This is a genomic window from Roseibacillus ishigakijimensis, from assembly GCF_016595415.1.
GTDB classification, from domain to species: Bacteria; Verrucomicrobiota; Verrucomicrobiia; order Verrucomicrobiales; family Akkermansiaceae; genus Roseibacillus; species Roseibacillus ishigakijimensis.
In genome coordinates this window covers 146,776-165,579 of record NZ_JAENIO010000001.1, presented here as the reverse complement: position 1 = coordinate 165,579, position 18,804 = coordinate 146,776, and the positions used below count along the sequence as shown (strand labels likewise).

The window sequence follows — 18,804 nt, the reverse complement described above, 5'->3', positions numbered from 1 at the left end:
CGAAACAAAACCGAACCGAAACCATGACTAAAAAGACCAACACCGTCTCCCTCGTCCTGCAAATCATCGTCGCGGGTATTCTCGTCTATCCCGCTTACATGAAGCTAAGCAGTCATCCGGATGAAGTCGATCTTTTCACCTCGCTCAAGATGGAGCCTCTCGGCCGTTACCTGGTCGGCTTCGCCGAAATGGCGGCCGTCATCCTCGTCCTCATCCCCGGCACCGTCGTGGCGGGAGCGCTGCTGGCAGCCTGTATCATGACCGCGGCCATTCTGGGGCACGTCTTTAGCTTTGGCTTCGCCGGGGCCTTGGGCATGTTCGCCATGCTCGCCTTTGTCTGTCTCGGAGCCAGCTTGGGAATCCTTTACCTCCGGCGCGAAAATATTCCCGGACTCCGCTAAAGAGCGAGATACGCGGCCAGTCCCTGGAGCCCCCCTTCGCGTCCGATGCCGGACTCTTGGTAACCACCGAAGGGGGAAGTGGGGTCGAATTTGTTGAAAGTATTGGCCCAGACCACTCCCGCGCGCAGCTGACTGGTCATCTGAAAGACCTTGGCTCCCTTGTCCGACCACACCCCGCCACTGAGCCCATAGGGGGTGTTGTTGGCCTTGGCGATGGCCTCGGCCGGGGTGCGGAAGGTCTGGATGGCGAGCACGGGGCCAAAGATCTCCTCCTGCACAATGCGATGGCTCTGCGCGCAATCGGTGAAGAGAGTGGGCGGAAACCAGTTCCCCTTGCGCGGCAATTTGCCCTCGGGCTGCCAGAGACAAGCTCCTTCCTTTTCCCCGGCATCGACCAAGAGCTTGATGCGCTTGAGTTGTTCGGGGGAATTGATGGCGCCGATGTCGGTGTTTTTGTCCAGCGGATCACCCACGATGAGGGTTTCCACCCGCTTCTTGAGCTTGCGCACGACCTCCCCCGCGATGCTCTCCTGCACGAAAAGGCGCGAACCCGCGCAACAGACATGGCCCTGATTGAAAAAGATGCCGTTCACGATGCCCTCCACGGCCTCATTGATGGCGGCATCCTCAAAGATGATGTTGGCGGCCTTGCCCCCCAGCTCGAGAGTGAAACGCTTGCCCGTGCCCGCCACCGCCCGGCGTATGGCCTTGCCGACCTCGGTGGATCCGGTGAAAGCCACTTTATCCACTCCGGGGTGCTCGACTAGGAGCTGCCCGGTCTCCCCGGCTCCGGTGACGATATTGACCACTCCCGGCGGTAGTCCGGCATCCTCGATGAGCTCGGCCAACTTGAGGGCGGTCAAGGGGGTGGTCTCGGCAGGCTTGAGCACCACCGTATTGCCACAGGCGAGGGCAGGTGCGATTTTCCAAGCCGCCATCAGCAGGGGAAAATTCCACGGAATGACCTGCGCCACCACCCCGAGCGAACGAGGCGTCTTGCCGGGGAAGGCATACTCCAGCTTGTCGGCCCAACCCGCGTGATAGAAGAAATGGGCCGCCACCAGGGGGAGATCGACATCCCGGCTTTCCCGAATGGGCTTGCCGCCATCGAGGGTCTCGACGAGGGCAAATTCCCGGGCCCGCTCCTGGATGAGCCGCGCGATGCGGAAGAGATACTTGCCCCGCTCGGCTCCCGACATTTTGCCCCAATCGCCCTCATAAGCCTTGCGGGCCGCCGCCACCGCGAGATCGACCTCTTTCTTTTTCGCCAATCCCACCTCGGCGAGAACCTCGTTGGTGGCCGGATTGCAGGTCTCAAAACGGCTGGCCGATTTCACCCACGAGCCATCGATGTAGTGGTCGTAACGGGAAGCGAGCTTGACGTGGTCAGCGGACTCGGGAGCAGGCGCATAATCGCCTAGGAGAAAATCATGGGAACCGGGCATGAAAAAATAGGGAGGGTAAAAAGGTGAACCGCCAAGGCGAAAAGTCGCGCAGGGAAGAGGGACTTGGATTTTTGAGTTTTTGAAATTTCGATTTTTCCGAATGGTCGGCTCGCCCGGTCAATCTTTCGAGAAATACTGCGGCGCTTGATAGCGCCCCGTCTCCTGCTTGCGAATTTGCATCAGCAAGTCGTTGGTCAGGGAGCTGGCCCCGAAGCGGAACCATTCGTTGGTGAGCCAGCGGGGACCCAGGACCTCGCGCACCATGACGAGATACTGCAAGGCGAGCTTGGCATTGGAAATTCCGCCCGCCGGCTTCATCCCCACCATGCGGCCAGTGCGGTGGTAGAAGTCGTCAATGGCCTGCAGCATCACGAGGGTCACCGGCAGGGTGGCCGCCGGGCTGACCTTGCCCGTGGAGGTTTTGATAAAATCGGCCCCCGCCGCCATCGCCAAGTCACTGGCCCAACGAACGGCATCGTAAGTCGCCAACTCCCCAGTCTCGAGGATGACCTTGAGGTGGGCTTCGCCACACGCCTCCTTACAAGCGGCAATCTCGTCAAAAATGGCGCGATACTCCCCCTGCAGAAATTGCCCGCGCGAGATGACCATGTCGATCTCATCCGCGCCCTCCCCCACCGCGTAGCGGATCTCGTCCAGGCGCTCGGCGAGGCGCATTTGCCCACTGGGAAAGGCCGTGGCCACACTGGCGACCTTCACCCCGCTGCCAGCCACCGCTTCGGCGGCAATCCGGACCATGCGCGGATACACACAGACCGCCGCCGCCGGGCCTACCGAGGCGTCCCCCGGCAAGGGATGGCGGGCCTTGGCACACATCTGGCGCACCTTCCCCACTGAATCAGCCCCTTCCAAGGTCGTGACATCGAGTAAGGAAACCGCCAAGCGCAGGGCTGATAGCTTGCTCTCCTTCTTAATGCTTCGCGTGCAAAAGCGGGCCGCCCGCTCCTCGACCCCCACTTGATCGATTGCCGGGCTCAGCCGCCGGTCGGGAAAAGTGATCTCCGCTTTGCTCACCGGGGCACGATAGGCGATTCAGGACAAGTCCGAAAGAGGAAAGCCTGTCCCGCGAGAAAAAGCTCCCCTCCCCCCGGGAATCCCCTTTTCCTCCCTACCCTTCCCCGCCTAAAGTCACCCGCATGACTGCGGACGAGATCTACAGCAAGCTGGCCGGCCTCCCGGAGCCCACCCTCAAGCGCAAGGACTGGCCGGACTACGCCGCCCTGGGATTCACCGAGGCCGACGAAGAAACCCTGCTCGATCTCATCGACGAATACCACCTGGCCCCTGAGCAAGATGACGAGGAATCCGCAGTCTCCATCCACGCCTGGCGCGCGCTGGCTACCCAGGCTCGTCGCGAGAATCTGGCCGAATTCATCACCCTGCTCCACGCGACCAGTGCCATTGATGATGACTGGTATCCCAACGATTTCCCTCATTTGTTAGCCCCCCTCGGCATGGACATCCTGCCCGTCTTGCGGGAACTCATCGGCGACGACATTCTCGTCAATTCCTCCCTCATCGATGCCATCACCGCCCTTCCCAGCAACGAAGAAGAACGGATCTCCGCTACCGAGCAGCTCCTCCCTCTCTTCCAAAAGGAATCTCTCGACCGCCAGACGCGCTCCTGCCTCATCTCGGCCTTTATCGAGCTGAAGGCCAAGCAGATGGCCGGGCAAATCGAAGAAGCCTTTGCCAACAATCGCGTCGACGTCAGCCTGAACGGCGATTGGGAAGAGGTTCAGATTGCCCTCGGCCTGCGGGAAAAACGTGAAACTGCCCGGCCGAACTTTTTCCAACTGGAGAACGAACTGGCCCTGCAGGAACGCCTCGATTTCCTCGGCGAATTTCCGGCGGACAGCAATCCCCACGCCCAGATGCAATACTTGCTCAGCCTCCACGCGACCTCGCAAAGCCTCAGCGGCATCGACGAGCTGGACGGCTTTCTGCTGGCCGCTGCCATGAGCCCCGATGACCCCCCCTTCCGCCAGATCGAAGCCGCCGTCTGGAGTCTCGGAAACGGGGATGAGATAGCCATCCCCGACTTTCGTGACAAAAAGGAAGCCAAGCTCTGGCGCCAACTCCTCAAGACCCACTACGAGACCGTCAAACAAGGCCTGCGCGACGACAGCTATCTCCCCCTCGTCTTTCCCTGGCCCGACGCCGAGGACTCCATGGACCCCGAGGCCCCCTACTTCTCCAACTGGACGGACGGCTTCGGACGTGGCTACGACGTCTTTGTCGAGAATCCCGAAAAAGAGGAATACGCCTTCATCAATGAACTGATCTTCGAAATCTTGGAAGCAGAAGAAGAAGGGATCCGCCTCCTCGAGGATAGGGACGACAACCCCATGTTCCGCCTCATGGACCACCTGCTCGCCAGCGGAACCTTCGCCACTGGCGAGGGAGGCTTCGACGGACTGAGCCTGTATGAATCAGCGGAAGATATTTTTCCCGAGCCAACCCCCGCCACACCCCAGCCCGAGAAGAAGGCGAAGATCAACCGCAACGACCCTTGCCCCTGCGGCAGCGGAAAGAAATACAAGAAGTGCTGCCTCAATTAGGAGCCAGCTCCGCTCCACCCCAGTCCGCGAAGAAGAGCTGCCCGGCATCACCGAACAACTCGGTGCGGTGACGCCCTCGGAGAATCCCACTCTGCCTCTCATCCCAGCCCAAGGATATTTTCTGCCGGGCCGAGCCCCCCAGCCCGGGAGCCAATATCGTCAAGGTGAGGGAATAGGGAGTGGCGTAGCGCTCTTCAGCACCGAGAGAGAATTCTCCGACAAAAACCGGAGGTTCATCTGGCGAGACGAAGACTTCGTAATCTCCGGACTCGCCGCTTCCATCGAAATGATAGCGAATCTGTCCCAAATCTTCACTGGTAACCGTCAATATCTGTTCGGACAAAGTGGAAATTGCCAAGGGGGCAACCGACTCCGGGTAGATCACGAGGGCGGAACGCAGAAACATCTGTGGCCCGTTGGCAACCAGGGGCGGAAAAGAAGAAAAATCCAAGTTTCCCGCTTGGTAGTGCCGGTGCGCGCGACGCCAAATCGTTAAGTTATCACTTTGAGCCGACCAAAAAACGGAAAAGGAGGGCTGCGGAGAAGAAAAGACGATTTGCTCTACCGCGACTCGAGGGTGCAGCACGGGAAATTCGACTCGCGGTAAACCCGTCAGCATCTCCTTCATCCGGGTTCGCTCGCTCTCATTCTGAGTAATCAGAACCTCTTTCACCAGAACCTCTTCATTATCGGCGGAAAGAATCTGATCGATCACTTCCCGGTCATCTTGCGCTATAATACGTCCGAGGAGAAGACGGTGACTCCTCTCCTCCGTCCGAACGATTCCGCCAAGAATCGCAACGCGGCCCGCATTGGCGTTCGGCCCATTGCTTTCCATCACCAGGGAATAAGCACATTCAGCGGCCCTCTCCCCGTAATCATCAGGAATGACATAGCCCAATTCCCGATCGCCCATCAGATCAGCTCCTCCGATAATCCCAAGACGGTCACCCGCACTACCTTCTACAACGGTAACCCTTCTGTTATTGTAATAGGGAAACCGGCGAGGAATTGCCAAAGAAGTATCGATCCACAGCCTTTCCCCTTCCGCCAAGTCTACAAAATGAGCAACCGCCAAGGGCGCCTCTGACAGGTGAAGATCAACCGTGAATGATCCCCGGGTGGTGACGAACTCAGCCTCGACCGGAAATAGTTTTCCCGAGGTCAGCATGAAGCCCGTCACCAGAAAGACTCGAGTCGCTCTTGGATAGGAGCACGCGCATCGGGACCGGATAGAAAGCAAGAAGCTATGAACGCCCGCTACTGTCCGGTCGCCGAATCGCGTGCAGATTCTCCCTTTCACCAGAGGATTTCTAATCGGGATCAGCGCAATCTACGCAGAAACAGAATCATCCCTGACCCCGCTAGGAGGAAAAAGGAAGATGGCTCCGGAACAACCGTAAAATTAGTGAATATCTCCAGATCATCGACGAAGTAATCAAATCGGGGAGAAGACCCGTCGCTATCAGGCGTGGCCAATTTGAAAGTGAGAATGTCGGTGGTAACCCCTTCAATCCTACCCGTCCATACTCTCTCGTTCCAGTCTCCACCCGCAAGAGAGTCATCGTCTTCAACGTGAGTCGTGCTCTCGGACAAACCAATCACAGAATAGTCAACGATTTCCAAATAGGGAAAGGCTGCCAAGTCATCGATATAACAGATAGTCGAGATGTAGAATTCGACCACGAAAGTCTCTCCTGTCCCAATGCTTTCGTTCGTGAAGGGGACGCTGGCGGAGATCTCCCCATCCGGGCCGATTCCCCAAGTCCCATCTGCCGTCGAAGGAGGGCCCGAGTAATCGCTATCAACCCCCGGATCTTGCCAATGGGATGCAAACGGATTCGGGTGAAAGACATCGACCATCGCGGTCCCGTAAGGATTGCTGGCGGAATCGGGACTCAATCCAGTATCATCATTATTCGTAAAGAGATAATGTTGTTGAGTTGCCGTCGCATCGCCGTCCCACAGGGGTGAAGCCCCGAAAGCGGTCGAGTTGGCTGACGCCAGGATGAAGGCAGAGAAAATGAATGAGCTTTTCATAGAATATTATTATTTGAACCACAAACAGTTTTTAAAAGAAGATTGATGTGCTTATTCGGGAGCGCCGACAGTAAAATAGTTGATCACAAACTGATCGTAGTCACTTCTCGTGGTTACGCCGTCACCGGTGATATCTCCAATCTCAGGGAAAATATTTTCTTCTTCATTGAGCACTTTGTTATAAACGTGCCGAAGAAGAGTATAATCAGTGCCCTTCACGATATTATCACCATCGAAGTCTCCTGCAGTCAGCATGCCATCATGACTATCAGAAGGATTATCATGAGCTGCGGTTAAACTAATCGAACCATAGCCATCGGTGAGTGAAACCGAAAGGCGCTTGCGCAGAGTCCAGTCAGTCTTTGCACTGATTGCCACAGTACCCGCCGGAATGCTTGTAAGAGACACCATCCCGAAGTTTCCTTCACCCATCGGATCAGCAGTAAAGTCCACCAGAACATCCTCCCAAGTCCCTAAGACAGCACCTGAGGAATCCGTAGCCTTGAAGGTCACTTCCCGGGCAGCACCCTCGAAGCCATCCAACTGCACGGTGGCATGAACCTCGTCGGTGAGTGTGAACGTTCCCAGAGGAAAATTCGCCACATTGCCGGAACGATCGCGCACCTCAACGTTCACAGAATAGGTCCCGCTTGGTGCTCCCACACTAGGAACAGCCAAATCGAAGGTGTGGTCGTCGTCATCAATCCCCAAATCGGAGGAAGACCGATCGGCAGTCAAAGTCGTTGACCCAGAGGTGGCAGTAACCACGACATCCTCATCATCAATTCCCGCCAAATTGTCAGCAGTGAGAAAATGGATCACGATGGGTGCACCTGCTTCCCTCACCGCAAGCTCGCCGGACCCGAAGACATCAACAGAACCTATGGAGGCCTGTGCCTGATACCCCGTGGGTGCAGTCGCATAGTCGACCTCAGGCGTGGTGCCATCGATGATCAATCGTCCAGTATTCGCAGTGAAGGGTGTCAATCTAATGGCTTCCGACGGATTGGCACCGCTGGGGCGGGACAATTCGTTCGTGCTCGCGGGGTTGTCGAATTCTGTCTCTGCAATCGCGGAGTCATGGAGATCGGGGCGGAAGAAGATACCAGAGACAGTGTCTGGAGCATCGCTTCTGGCTGTGAGAAGATATCGCACCACCTGATCATCCTCGGCGGTGGGACTACTGGACTCCAAGCTTTGCCCAGTCCCTGAACTGATTAATCCAATCACGCCCTCCAAGTCCTCGGATACAGCATGCATATTCCCCCAGGGAGCATCGAGCTCGTAATCGGGATTTGGGTTGGCAGGGTTCCAAGGCTCCAGAAGAGAGTAAGAGTAAGCAATTTTAGCATCGACGGTATCGATCGCTTCGGTCAACGCACTCACATCGAGGCCAACCTTGAAGCCATCTCCCGGCTGCAGGTAGAGGTCATAGAGTCCAGTGACCGCGTTCATCTCCAGGGTCCGAGTGACATCGTCAGGCTGCTGAAACTCGAGGGTGAGATTGTTTCGCGTGTCGATTCGATCCGAAACATTGCTCCAACCGCTCTCCGCAGTCGTCAGATCACCCATGAGGACCGCAGGGAAAGGAGCCAGATCGTTGGGGATAATATTGTGGTAGACATGAGCATCTGAACCCGGACTCCCGGTGATTGTGGACCCCGCTAGAATGAGGTTGTCATAGATGTCTGCTTCACCCCCTGTGTCGATAGTCACGGCAGCATCGGAGACCTCCGAACGAGCCAAGACCAGTCTTCCGCCATCTGCCACAATCAAATTGAACGGGCTGGTGGGAGTCTGGGAATCAATCACGCAACCATCCCAAGAGAGCAGACCTTCAACCGTGACCGTCTTTCCAGCCGCAACATGAATGTCTGAAACCCAAGTGAGACCAAACCCGGTGCTTGTGATGGTGGTGTCGTCGGTGATGTCCATGGAACCAAAGGAATTGAAGACGATGAAGGAACCGTTCAAGATGGAGGTTCCGGAGGGGTCGCCAATGGTCAGAGACCCCCGGTCCACGATGAGTTTCCCGCCCTCAAGGGCGCCATCTCCGGCCGCACTGGTAAGCGAGGGGACGGTGAGAGAACCTTCGGGGGTGACGGTGATAGTCTGACCTTTGGCGATGTGGAAGGAGCCGGAGACGACGACGGGAGAATCGATCTCCATGTCGTCGATGTTATCGTTTGCGAGGGTGGACCGGAGATCGCTCAGCTCGAGATCCGGGGCAGGAAGGCCGTTGCTGGCGGCAAACCAAGGACTAAAGATGACATCACCATAGAGTTTGTTCATCTCATCGGTGGGACCGTTCTCACTGTTCCAGTGGTTTTCACTGGCATCGAGTTCTCCGGCGAAGTCATTGGCAACCGTATAGAATGCGTTGTTTCCGATGAAACTGTTGTCCTTGAGGGAGTCAACTGCGGAAAGAGTGCGGAAGGCGATTGGAGCGGTGGCGGAGAAGACGTTATTTTCTACCTCCACTCCTGTCCCGTGAAGGACCAGAGAACTGCGAGGGGAAGCGGTGCCTGCGCCCCCAGCGGTAATGCCCCCAAAGTTGTTTTCTCTTACTGTCAGCCCTGCGATGCTGTCATAGAACATCACCAGCGATGCCCCATGGTCGGTGCCATTGCCCGCGATTCCGGTGATCTCGTTGTTAGTGAAACTAACGTTCGTGGCCAAGGGCCCATTTACCGCGACAAGGATGCGGGGGTAGTTTGCCGTGGTCCACTGGCTGTCTCCGTAAGATCCTCCCGGAGAGCCACCAGTAAAGGTCGTTCCCGTAAATTCGTTGTGGGAGAGGATGAAGTCCGAGTTTATGAAATTATACTCCGTAAGGAAGGCTGAGTCTCCATCCGCAACGAGGCAGTTGCCAGTCACGGTTGCTCCGGCGTGCGCGCCCTGGAAGTAAACGGCGGCCGACTCGATGCCCGAACTCGCTCCGTCGAATCCGACGATAGTGAAGCCCGCATCCAAATCTCCCAGCTGAACTCCATCGGTATTGGGGGTGACCAGCACGGTGCCCAAGGCAGTGCCAGGATGTCCGGCGGGAGGACTGATGGTGGTCATGCCTTTGCCTTCCGCGGAAGTGAGTTTCAGGCCGCTTTTGTCGATGGTAACAAACTCCTCGTAAGTCCCCGGAGCAACAAGCAGCTCATGATTGTCACCGGCTCTACCGATAGCGAATTGAATTCCAGTAGAACCACGGAGATTGTTGTCAGTTTCGGTCAGATTAATGACTCTGATTTCACGCTGGTCGTCGATGAGGGCGCCATTGTTGAGGTCAGACAGAGCGGTGAGAGACTCTTCGGGAAGTTCGCCCTCGGTATCGTAGGGGGCACCGTAGTAGCGGGGCACCGAGGGATCGGAATTATGGCCCAACAAGGCAATGTCCGTCACGGTGAAGGGAATGGAGGAGGTATCGGTGATGTTCCGGGTGTCGGCGTCTCCTAGCGCGGGGTCACTTTCCAGGCCCCAGCTGTTGCCGGAGAAGGTGACGACCGCGCCATTGTCAACGACCCAGCCCTTGGTGCGCTTGGTGGAATTGTTGATAACCGTGACCTCGGCACCCGGGTTGAGGTAGGCGGGCTGGCGGAGCTTGTCGAAGGTGGACTCCGAGATGGTCAGGCCACTGACTCCACCCGAGACCTCGAAGGCCCGGCTGACCCGATTGGATGGGAATAGCCATTGGCCCGAGAAATCGAGGTTCGTAAAGATCAGGTCACTGCCTTGGATGGTGATGAGATTCTTTGAGATGTCGTCCGCAAGCTCGAATTCGATGTTCTGGATGAGTGACCCGTCTCCACTTGCCGCAGGGACTCGCATCACATTACTTGCGGGAGCGCTGGAATTGGCCACGATGCGGGCCTTGGTCCCGGTGGTATCTCCGTCTCCGTCAAGAGTCAGTTTTTTGTTGAGAACGATGGTGGAGGTGGGATTGAAGGTGCCCTTCAGATGAAGAACGTCATCATCCGTCGCGCTATCAATCCCTTCCTGGATGGTGTCATGGTAGGTGGGATCGGGCATTGCGGTGACGTTGACGACGGGGGCATCGAGGCCAGAGAGTCCGGTGACGGTCGGCCAGTTGGTGCCATCGTAGTTGGTGTAGAAGGGGGCGATGCCAATGGTGTCGCCGACCAGGTCATTGCCTTCGGGACCCGCGCTCGAGCCCCAGAAGTTGAAGTCCGCGTTAATACTTGTTCCGGTGTGGTTCTCGAGCGAACTATCCGTGTTTTCGAAGAACTTGTTGTCTTTGATGAGCAAGCCCGAGGGGGCCGGGCTTGCCATGCCATTTTCCCCGATCACAAGTCCCTTTCCATTAGTGCCCTCGAAGACATTGTTACAGATGGTCACGTTGGAAAGGGTTGCTGCTCCCAAGGCCTTGACCACGAGGGCAGCTCCGGTGTTGCCACTGAAGAGCGAGTCCTTGATGGTGAGGTTGGCGTAGGACTTGTGCAGCACGCTGATGCTGATACCCGCACTGCCGGTGCTCAGATTGTGTGAGATGGTCAGGCCGGAAAGAACGGCATTGCTCAGACGCTCCGTGTAAATTCCCTTGTTGGTGTTATTGCTGAAACTGCTGTTAGTGATGACAACGCCGTCCAAGTCAGGTTGGACCCCGCTGTCGGCATCGGCATAAAATCCGAACCCGTTGCCATCAAAGGTCGAGCCCTCAACAGTGAGGCCGGTGACGTTCACGGTCGAGGGAATCTTCAGGCCGCTGCTGGTATTGTTGTCAAAGCTGCTGTTCTCAATGGCGAGGTCCTCCCCTCCGGTAAGTTCGACTCCGTAGCGGCTTCCGGTTGAAATGACATGGGAGAGGGTCGCGAAAGAGCCTGCCTGGATGCCGCGGGTTGAGCCACCCGAGCCCTGCACGGTGACATCCTGCAGGATGCTCCGGGTCATGGCATCGCTGCCGTCGGCAAGGAAGACCCCGTTGCCAGAGGTAGGCGCAATGATGACCGCGCCGGTCGTTCCGGTGCCTTTGCGCAGGGTAACCGGAACGGTGGTGATCACGTTCTCATCGTAGGTGCCGGGATAGACTTCGACGGTGTCCCCAGCGATGGTTTCATCAATGGCAAATTGAATGGTGGTGTAGCCAAGACTTTGGGTCGTATTGAGAGCCACAATGCCGCGCTGGTCGTCGATGCTGGCTCCGTTGTTTGCGGCGACCAGGGCATCGAGGGAACCGTTCTGGGGGAAGAGACCAGGGGTGTCGTAAGGGGCACCATAGTAGCGGGCCTCAGCGGGATCGGCAGGGTTGGCGTTGGACCCCAGCAAGGCGATGTCGGTAATGACAAGGGGTGAAGCACTGGTGATGTTACGGGTATCGACGCCGCTTTCTTCGGGATCGTTTTCCATACCCCAGGTGTTGCCGGAGAAAGTAACGACCGCGCCATTGCCAATGACCCATCCCTTGGAGCGTTTGGTGGAATTGTTGGTGACGGCGACTTCGGCGCCGGGATTGATATAGGCGGGCTGGCGAAGCTTATCGAAGGTGGAATGGGAAATGGTCAGCCCCGTGGCCCCCCCAGCGACCTCGAAGGCTCGACTCACTTCACCATCGCCGGTTTCATATTGGCCGTCAAAGTTAAGAGCATCAAAAGTGAGGTCATCGCCTCCCACGTAAATGAGATTTTGGGTACCGTTTTTATCGCTCTTTTCAAAAGCGATATTCTTGAGGGTCGAGCCAGCCGAGGAGGCGGTGGCGTGCAGAAAATAACCGGCTGGGCTTCCGAAGCTGCCGATGACGAGGGCCTTGTTGCCATCGCTATCACCATCACCATCGATGGTGAGGGGCTTGTCGAGTTCGATGGTGGAGGAGGGCCCAAAAGTGCCCTTAAGATGGAGGGTATCGCCAGGAACTGCAGCGTCGATCCCTTCCTGAATGGTGTCGTGGTAAGTTGTCTGGCTGAGGTTGACGACAGGCGCATCGAGTCCCTCGAGTCCGTTCTCGGTTGGCCAATTGGTGCTGTCATAAGAGGTGTAGAAGGGGGCGATGTCAACGGCACCGCTTATTGTGCCAGCGGCAGGACCGGTAGCACTTCCCCAATAGTTGAGGCCCGCTTCAACCGGGGATACATTATGGTTGGCAAGAGACTTCTCTTGGTCCCCGAGGAACTTGTTGTAAACGATAGTGAGGGTGGTGGGGGTAGGATTATCTTGTCCGGGCTCGCCGAGGGTGAGACCCATACCATTGTCTTCGAAGACATTGTTTATAATGGTGAGGTTGTCAATGGACGCAGACTTGGAACCATAGTTTGGGCCGTCGTCCCGGGCCTTGATACCCAGAGCACCCTGCGGGTTGTAGTTGACGGGATCGTTGTCAAATCCATTTCCGCTGAAGAAGGTGTCCTTGATAGTGATGTTGCTATAAGCCTTCCACTTCAGGTTCAGGTCAATACCCATTCCCGGATATGCGGTGTTGCCCTGGCCATTGCCCACAATTTGCAAACCAGAAAAAACAGCGTTGCTGAGGCGCTCCAAGTAGATGCCCTTCTCACTGTTGTCGCTGAAACTGCTGCCTGAGATCAAGACGTCGCCAAGGTCGGGTTCGGCAGACTTATTGGCATCAGCGTAGAAGCCAAACTGATTGTTGTCGAAGTTGCAGCCCCCGATCTTCAGGCCGGTCAGGCTAACGGTCGATGGGATCTTAAGCCCGGCGCTTGTGTTCTGATCAAAACGGCTATTCTCGAGACAGACGTCTTGTCCCTCCCGAATATTAATCCCATAGGTGAAGCCGGAAGAAGTAACATTGGCGACGGTCACAAATGAGCCGGCACTGATCCCGGAGCTTCCAGGACCTTGGATCGTCACATCTTGAAGTATGCTGCGGGTGGCCGCATCAATACCATCTGCGAGATCCACGCCTATACCCGTAGCAGGGGCGATGGTAACGACACCCATGGTCCCCGTCGCCTGGCGTAGGGTAACGGGAACGGTGGTAACGACGTTCTCGACATAAGTTCCGGGATAAACCTCGACGGTGTCCGCAGAGTCGGTTTCATCAATGGCATTCTGGATGGTCGTATAGCCGCGACTCTGGGTCAGATTGAGTGAAACAATACCCCGCTGATCGACGATATTCGCCCCATCATTGGCCTGAGCAAGCGCAACGAGGGATCCTTCTTGCGGAAAAAGACCTGGCGTGTCGTAGGGGGCCCCATAGTGGATAGCATCAGATGAACTGGCAGGGGCGAGGAGGGTGATGTCAGCAGTGTTGCCACTGCCCCAAGTGTTTCCGGTGAAGGTGACGAATGCTCCGTTTTCGACCATCCAGCCATTGGTGTTGGAGGTGTCATTTGTGCTCACGGTGGCAATCACGCCCTGAGGAAAGGTTGCCGGTGCAGTGAGATTGGCAAAGGTCGAGTCGGTGATGCTCAAGCCAGAGAGGTTGGGCTCAAAGGAGAGGGCGGTGACTCCGGTGGCATCGAAGTCAAGGTTTTTGATTTCCGAACTATCCGAGCCCGCCCCGAAGTGAAAAAGGGCATCGGCAGTGCCGGTGATGAGGGCGTTGGTTCCCTCGTTGTCGTGATCTCCATTCAAGACCAGTTCCTTGTCGAGGGTGACGGTGGTTGAGAGGGTGAAGGTGCCCGAAAGGGCAAGTTCATCCCCGGCAACTGCCGCCGCGATCGCTCGCTCCAGGGTCGCATGATGGGTGTCTTGTGTGACGTTGTAAACTGGGGTTCCCACGGAAGTGGCTTCCCCTTGAAATCCGTAAATGCCCCAGCCATTGCCAGAATCGATATCGGTATCGGTTCCATCAGTGAAAAGCGGAACAATGGTAAGGTTCGCTGAAGCCGGACCCGCGAAATCAGGCTGCGAGGAAGCAGGGGCCTCGGCGCTTCCTCCGTAAGCAACAGGAATGAGAACGGCATAGCCGGGTTCGCCGCTATTACTGTTGGTGAAGGACGGATTGGTTGTGCCGAACCAGTTGTTAGCAAAGTTCTTGAGGTTTCCACCAGGTGCGGGGAGAGAACCTCCGGCCTGTCGGTCGACGACCTGCCCATACCAGTTGCCGCTGATATCGTTGTTTGAGAAGTTGGCATTTTGAGCCTGCTGCAAGGGGGAATTGCTTCCACCGCTGGCATCGAGGAAGAGGATACCCACCGTGCGGTTGTTGGTGATAAAGTTCTCCGTCACCAGGAGGTCATCGGTCTGATTACGGAGAATGGTCCCGGTATGATTGTTGTCGATGACGTTGTTGCGGATGGTGTGCCCACTCGTATTGTTCAAGTCGATGCCGGTCCGGTTTCCGGTGATTCGGTTGTCGTGGACGGCAATGCCAGTGAAACCTTGGCCTTGGATAGCAATGCCGGCCAAATTGAGACTGCTGTCGTTCCAATCGGTGGGATTGTTTCCTTCGCGGGTGATGGTCAATCCGCTGACGGAGACCTCCGAGGTCTCGATGCGCACCGTGGCCTGGCCTCCGCCAATGGCACCGGACAGAATGCACGTATCAGGCCCGGAGCCCTGCAAGGATACTTGTTTGCTAAGCAACAGATCCTCTACATACGTGCCATCGCCCACGAGGATGGTATCGCCCGGAGCCGCCGCATTGTGTGCGTCCTGGATGAGAGAATAAGCGACGCCAGTACGGGAGTTAGTTATCGGTTGATTGGTTACCTGGCTCGCCGTCGTGTAGTGATCGGCCGCGTCCACGGATCCCAAGACATCGTTCTCATCCGGGCCAGTAGGCTTATCCCAAAGATTCTCCCGAGCATCAATGGGATCGCCGGAATATTGGCCAACCGCGATGAAGTTTCCGTCCAGATCATTGTTTCTCGCCCGCACATTCTGGCCGACCGCACTGCTGCCCCAGCCTTCGGTAAATCCCGTGATGCGGTTGCTCACCAGGGAAAAGCTGCTAAGTCCGTCCGAGCCAATTCCAACCCCTGAGCCACTTGGTCCCTCCAAAAAGTTTCCAGCAACCACATGGCCATCACCAGGGTTCAGATAAATCGGACGCCAGCAGCTTAGGACAGTAGAGTCAGCGAAAAGCAAGTGGTTCGTGCTCGGGGTCGTAACCAGGCCATCGTAGTTCGATTCGGAAGCGACATAAACATCGGAGATGAATACGTTCCGAATGGAAACCCGCTCGGCCTCAACCGCGATACCCACTTTTCGCGAGCCGTAGCCACGCCCGTTGCGAATATCGATTCCATCGACACCGGCCTGAGCTGCCCTAACGATGATTCCACCATCCAAAATTGTCCTGTTTTGCTCATCATTCCAAAGACTGTCGGTCACAATCCCTGCCGATTTTCCCGCCAAGGCACCCCTCAATGAGATTCTTTTGTCGATAACCAATTCCTCCGTGAAAATTCCCGCAGGCAGAGCGATGACGTCTCCCTCTTCAGCGGCATCGATAGCAGCCTGAATCACCCCTGCTTCTCCTGCCGGATTGACAATGAGATGGCCGGTTGCCAGGTCATAGGCGGCCAGGCTGGTGGGAAAGCGAGCCTCGATCGCATCCATGAGGGCAAAAGCATCGTCTTCGTCGCCCGTATTCAAGAAAAGGTGTTGGGTCGTTGACCCCTTGCCAACTACCTTATGACTGGCTCCATCCACCGCGATCCCGCTATTCGTAAGGCCATCCTGATCCTCAATATAAAAGATTCCCTCCAAATCGGGATTGGCCGTAAAGTCAAATACCACATTGCTGCTAGGCCGATTCAGCTGCCCAGGCTTTGAAACATAAACCGCAATCGCTCCCCAAGCATTCCCGGACACCTCGCAGCCGGTCATAATGACGTCAGTGCAACCAGAGACCTGAATGCCGTTGCCAACGGCATTTCCGGTCGCGGTCAGATTCGTCAAGGTCACCCCATCATAGCCGTTGACATCGAAAGAACTCCGGTTCCCGTCCCGAATCGTGATATTGGCCAGAGTCAAATTCTTATGCGCTTGCGGGATACCCGCATCGAATTGAGCATGGATAGCATACCCTCCCCCTCCGCTTGTCCCCACTGAACCAGGCACGAGAGGAGGTCTCATTGTAAAGGTGTCGAGAGTGACGTCATCCGCCTGCACTTTGATTCCCCAGCTGGCTCCGTTTCCCGAAGCATCAATGATGACTCCGGACTCACTTTCCCCGACAATCGTTAATGATTTATTGATATTTAGCGTTCCTGACAGGGAATAAGTTCCATTCGCAAGTTCAATACGATCGCCCGGCCCAGCAGCGGAAATGGCCGCCGGAAGTGTTGTCTGATCCAACGGAACGCGGATAACCTCCGCCGGAAGAATACCTGACATTAGAAATCCAGCCATAGGAGAAGCAACTCGCGGCGACTGAAGGAAGGAAAGAAAAGTCTTCATTGGTAAGCGTTGTTGTTTGCGTATCGTTACTTTCACTAAAGGTCCAACTCTTCAATTTAGTCAATCACAAACACAGGAAAACTCTTATCTTTTCACGAAAAACTATAAGTTACGTATTTCTTAAACCTCTGAAAATAAGACACAAATAACCCCTCCCATCATCTCCATTTTTTCCGGCAATCACCAAGGGCATTGTCGCCTTTTTTGATATATCATTAAATATATAGTAATGTCTATTTAAGACAGTTTCAAGAAGGAGTTGGAACCGGGAAGCACTCTCCTCACCTACGAGTGAAATGATCGTGCTCTCGGACGATGGGGTGCCATTAGAAATCCAGTCAGTGACTTTCTTTCTATCTTCTTTATCTGATAGAAAGTGAGAAGCACCACTTCTTGGCCACTAATCACCACCATGCCAGCATTCCGTACTACCCCTAGAGGCCTCACTTGGATGAAATGGATCACAAGGAGGGGCTGCGAGCAGTTTGAAAAGGGAAGCCAGAAATCCTGCCGGAGTCTGTTTACTTTACTCAATCAAAGCCGATTCTATCCTCGTCGACTCCTCCTGTGAATCTCTTCCCTGCGCACGAATTGACGGGGCATTCTTTCCAAGGCACACCCTGAAGAATTCAGTGCCTTGCCAACGGAGCTTCCTATTCGCTCCATCAAGAGTGGTCGGACTCAAGTCGGCCTTCCTCCAACCCCCCAGTCGGAGGAAGGCCATTTTGCTACTTGATCCCAACGTAATTGGCTGAAAACAGCTAATTACGAGCCCGTGTTACATTAGATTAAACAAATAGCAAGTAGAAATAGCTGAAAAGTTATTGCACCAAATTGGCTGTTAGAGAATTGGCGGGCGGGCCAGTTTTTACCGGCGGCGTCCCTGATAGCGTTCACGTGGATCATCGGCCGGGGTTTCTTCGTCCTTGTAGCCCAGGATACCGTGACGGCGAAGGTTGCGGATAAAGGACTTGGTGTCGGTTGAGACCTCGGCATCCTGGGTGAGAGCCCCGACCAGGCCTTCTTCCCCAGTGAGGGTATCGAGGGTGTCTCCTGCTTTGGCGAAGGTTTTCTCGGCCTGCACCACCGCTTCCCCCGCTTGGTCAGCCGCTCTCCGCAGCGACCTCATGGTTGCGGGCACTTCTTCTATGGCCGGGCCGACCTGAGTCAGCTGCTGATCGATTTCGCTAAAGGTGTTTTCGGCCGTCTGGGCGAGGGCACTGACCCGATTGACCGCTTCCCGGACCGCAGCCAAGACGGGCTGGAACTCGGCACTGGCATTGCGAATGCCCAACGAGGCATCTTCGACATGGCTGATAGTGAAACTGATAGAACGGATATTCGCTTCGTTCAAGAGCTCACGATTGACGGTATCAACGGTTTCTCCCAGACGCCGGGTGACGCCACGAATCTCACCCACCGCACTGTCGAAACTCTGTAAACTGCTCTGGGCCTCGGTAACGAGGGTGCGGGTTTCGTGGACAACCGCCAGGGCATCATTGGTGATGGCCTCCAGACCAGCTTGCCCTCCTCCTTCCACGAGGTCGCCATCCTTTAGATTGCGGGCTGCCGGGGAAGGCGGAATGGTCACGGTCAGAAGTTTGTCCCCTAGGACGGTGGCGCTTTGCACCCGAAAGCGGGCATCCACTGGCAAGTTGCGGCTGGAATCAATACCAACCGGCACGATGACTCGAGGTGGTGAGACGGAATGCAGCCGGGGAGGGCCCACGACGGATCCGATGCGCACGCCAGCAAGCTTGACCGGGGTGCCCTTGACGACGCCGCTGGCATCGGCGAGCTCAACCCTGATGGTGTAAGTCTCTTCGTATCGATTCTCGAAGCGACCCACGAGGAGGATGAGCCAGGCGAGCACGACCAGACCAATGAAGATAAAAAGTCCCACCAAAGTGGCGGTTCGCGGTTGCGCGGCAGCCATGAGCGACGATCTCACAGTGGAACCGGGGTGTCAATCCGTTGACCCTCCTCCGGGAGTTTCTGCAGAGGTATCGCTCGCCGATTGGG

Annotated in this window: 8 protein-coding genes; 2 read left to right on the top strand and 6 right to left on the bottom strand. The window is 56.1% G+C overall.

From position 1 onward, the window contains the following. The first annotated feature begins 23 nt into the window (after positions 1–23). Entirely contained in the window at positions 24–401 is a 378-nt protein-coding gene (locus JIN78_RS00635; protein ID WP_200389982.1) for a DoxX family protein, read from the top strand. Here the strand turns inward: JIN78_RS00635 and JIN78_RS00630 are convergent. Beyond that, positions 398–1,846: an aldehyde dehydrogenase family protein gene (locus JIN78_RS00630; RefSeq protein WP_200389981.1), complete on the bottom strand. Its 1,449-nt coding sequence runs from the start codon at positions 1,844–1,846 to the stop codon at positions 398–400. The genes JIN78_RS00635 and JIN78_RS00630 overlap by 4 nt on opposite strands. A gap of 117 nt (positions 1,847–1,963) precedes the next feature. After that, on the bottom strand, positions 1,964–2,878 hold the full coding sequence (gene deoC / locus JIN78_RS00625; protein WP_307832965.1) for a deoxyribose-phosphate aldolase: 915 nt from the start codon (positions 2,876–2,878) through the stop codon (positions 1,964–1,966). Positions 2,879–3,000: 122 nt separating this feature from the next. Here deoC and JIN78_RS00620 point away from each other — a divergent pair, with 122 nt between their 5' ends. Beyond that, positions 3,001–4,425 (top strand): YecA/YgfB family protein, encoded by a 1,425-nt coding sequence (locus tag JIN78_RS00620; protein WP_200389980.1) that lies wholly within the window; start codon positions 3,001–3,003, stop codon positions 4,423–4,425. Here JIN78_RS00620 and JIN78_RS00615 read toward each other — a convergent pair. From JIN78_RS00615 to JIN78_RS00600, 4 genes are all read right to left on the bottom strand, one after another. After that, positions 4,418–5,608: a hypothetical protein gene (locus JIN78_RS00615; RefSeq protein WP_200389979.1), complete on the bottom strand. Its 1,191-nt coding sequence runs from the start codon at positions 5,606–5,608 to the stop codon at positions 4,418–4,420. The two genes, JIN78_RS00620 and JIN78_RS00615, sit on opposite strands and share 8 nt — an antisense overlap. Positions 5,609–5,748: 140 nt before the next feature. Further along, positions 5,749–6,465 (bottom strand): PEP-CTERM sorting domain-containing protein, encoded by a 717-nt coding sequence (locus JIN78_RS00610; RefSeq protein ID WP_200389978.1) that lies wholly within the window; start codon positions 6,463–6,465, stop codon positions 5,749–5,751. A gap of 51 nt (positions 6,466–6,516) precedes the next feature. Next, the gene (locus tag JIN78_RS00605) at positions 6,517–16,734 is read right to left on the bottom strand and encodes a right-handed parallel beta-helix repeat-containing protein (protein ID WP_200389977.1); all 10,218 of its coding nucleotides are present in this window, start codon (positions 16,732–16,734) and stop codon (positions 6,517–6,519) included. A gap of 916 nt (positions 16,735–17,650) precedes the next feature. Beyond that, positions 17,651–18,733, bottom strand: coding sequence for an MlaD family protein (locus JIN78_RS00600; protein ID WP_200389976.1), 1,083 nt, complete (start codon positions 18,731–18,733; stop codon positions 17,651–17,653). Positions 18,734–18,804: the final 71 nt, after the last annotated feature.

Bases quoted from the DNA above. Each gene is read 5' to 3' on its own strand.
- JIN78_RS00620 (WP_200389980.1), top strand. From the start codon at position 3,001: ATGACTGCGGACGAGATCTACAGCAAGCTGGCCGGCCTCCCGGAGCCC.
- JIN78_RS00605 (WP_200389977.1), bottom strand. From the start codon at position 16,734: ATGGCTGGATTTCTAATGTCAGGTATTCTTCCGGCGGAGGTTATCCGC.
- JIN78_RS00630 (WP_200389981.1), bottom strand. From the start codon at position 1,846: ATGCCCGGTTCCCATGATTTTCTCCTAGGCGATTATGCGCCTGCTCCC.
- JIN78_RS00635 (WP_200389982.1), top strand. From the start codon at position 24: ATGACTAAAAAGACCAACACCGTCTCCCTCGTCCTGCAAATCATCGTC.
- JIN78_RS00610 (WP_200389978.1), bottom strand. From the start codon at position 6,465: ATGAAAAGCTCATTCATTTTCTCTGCCTTCATCCTGGCGTCAGCCAAC.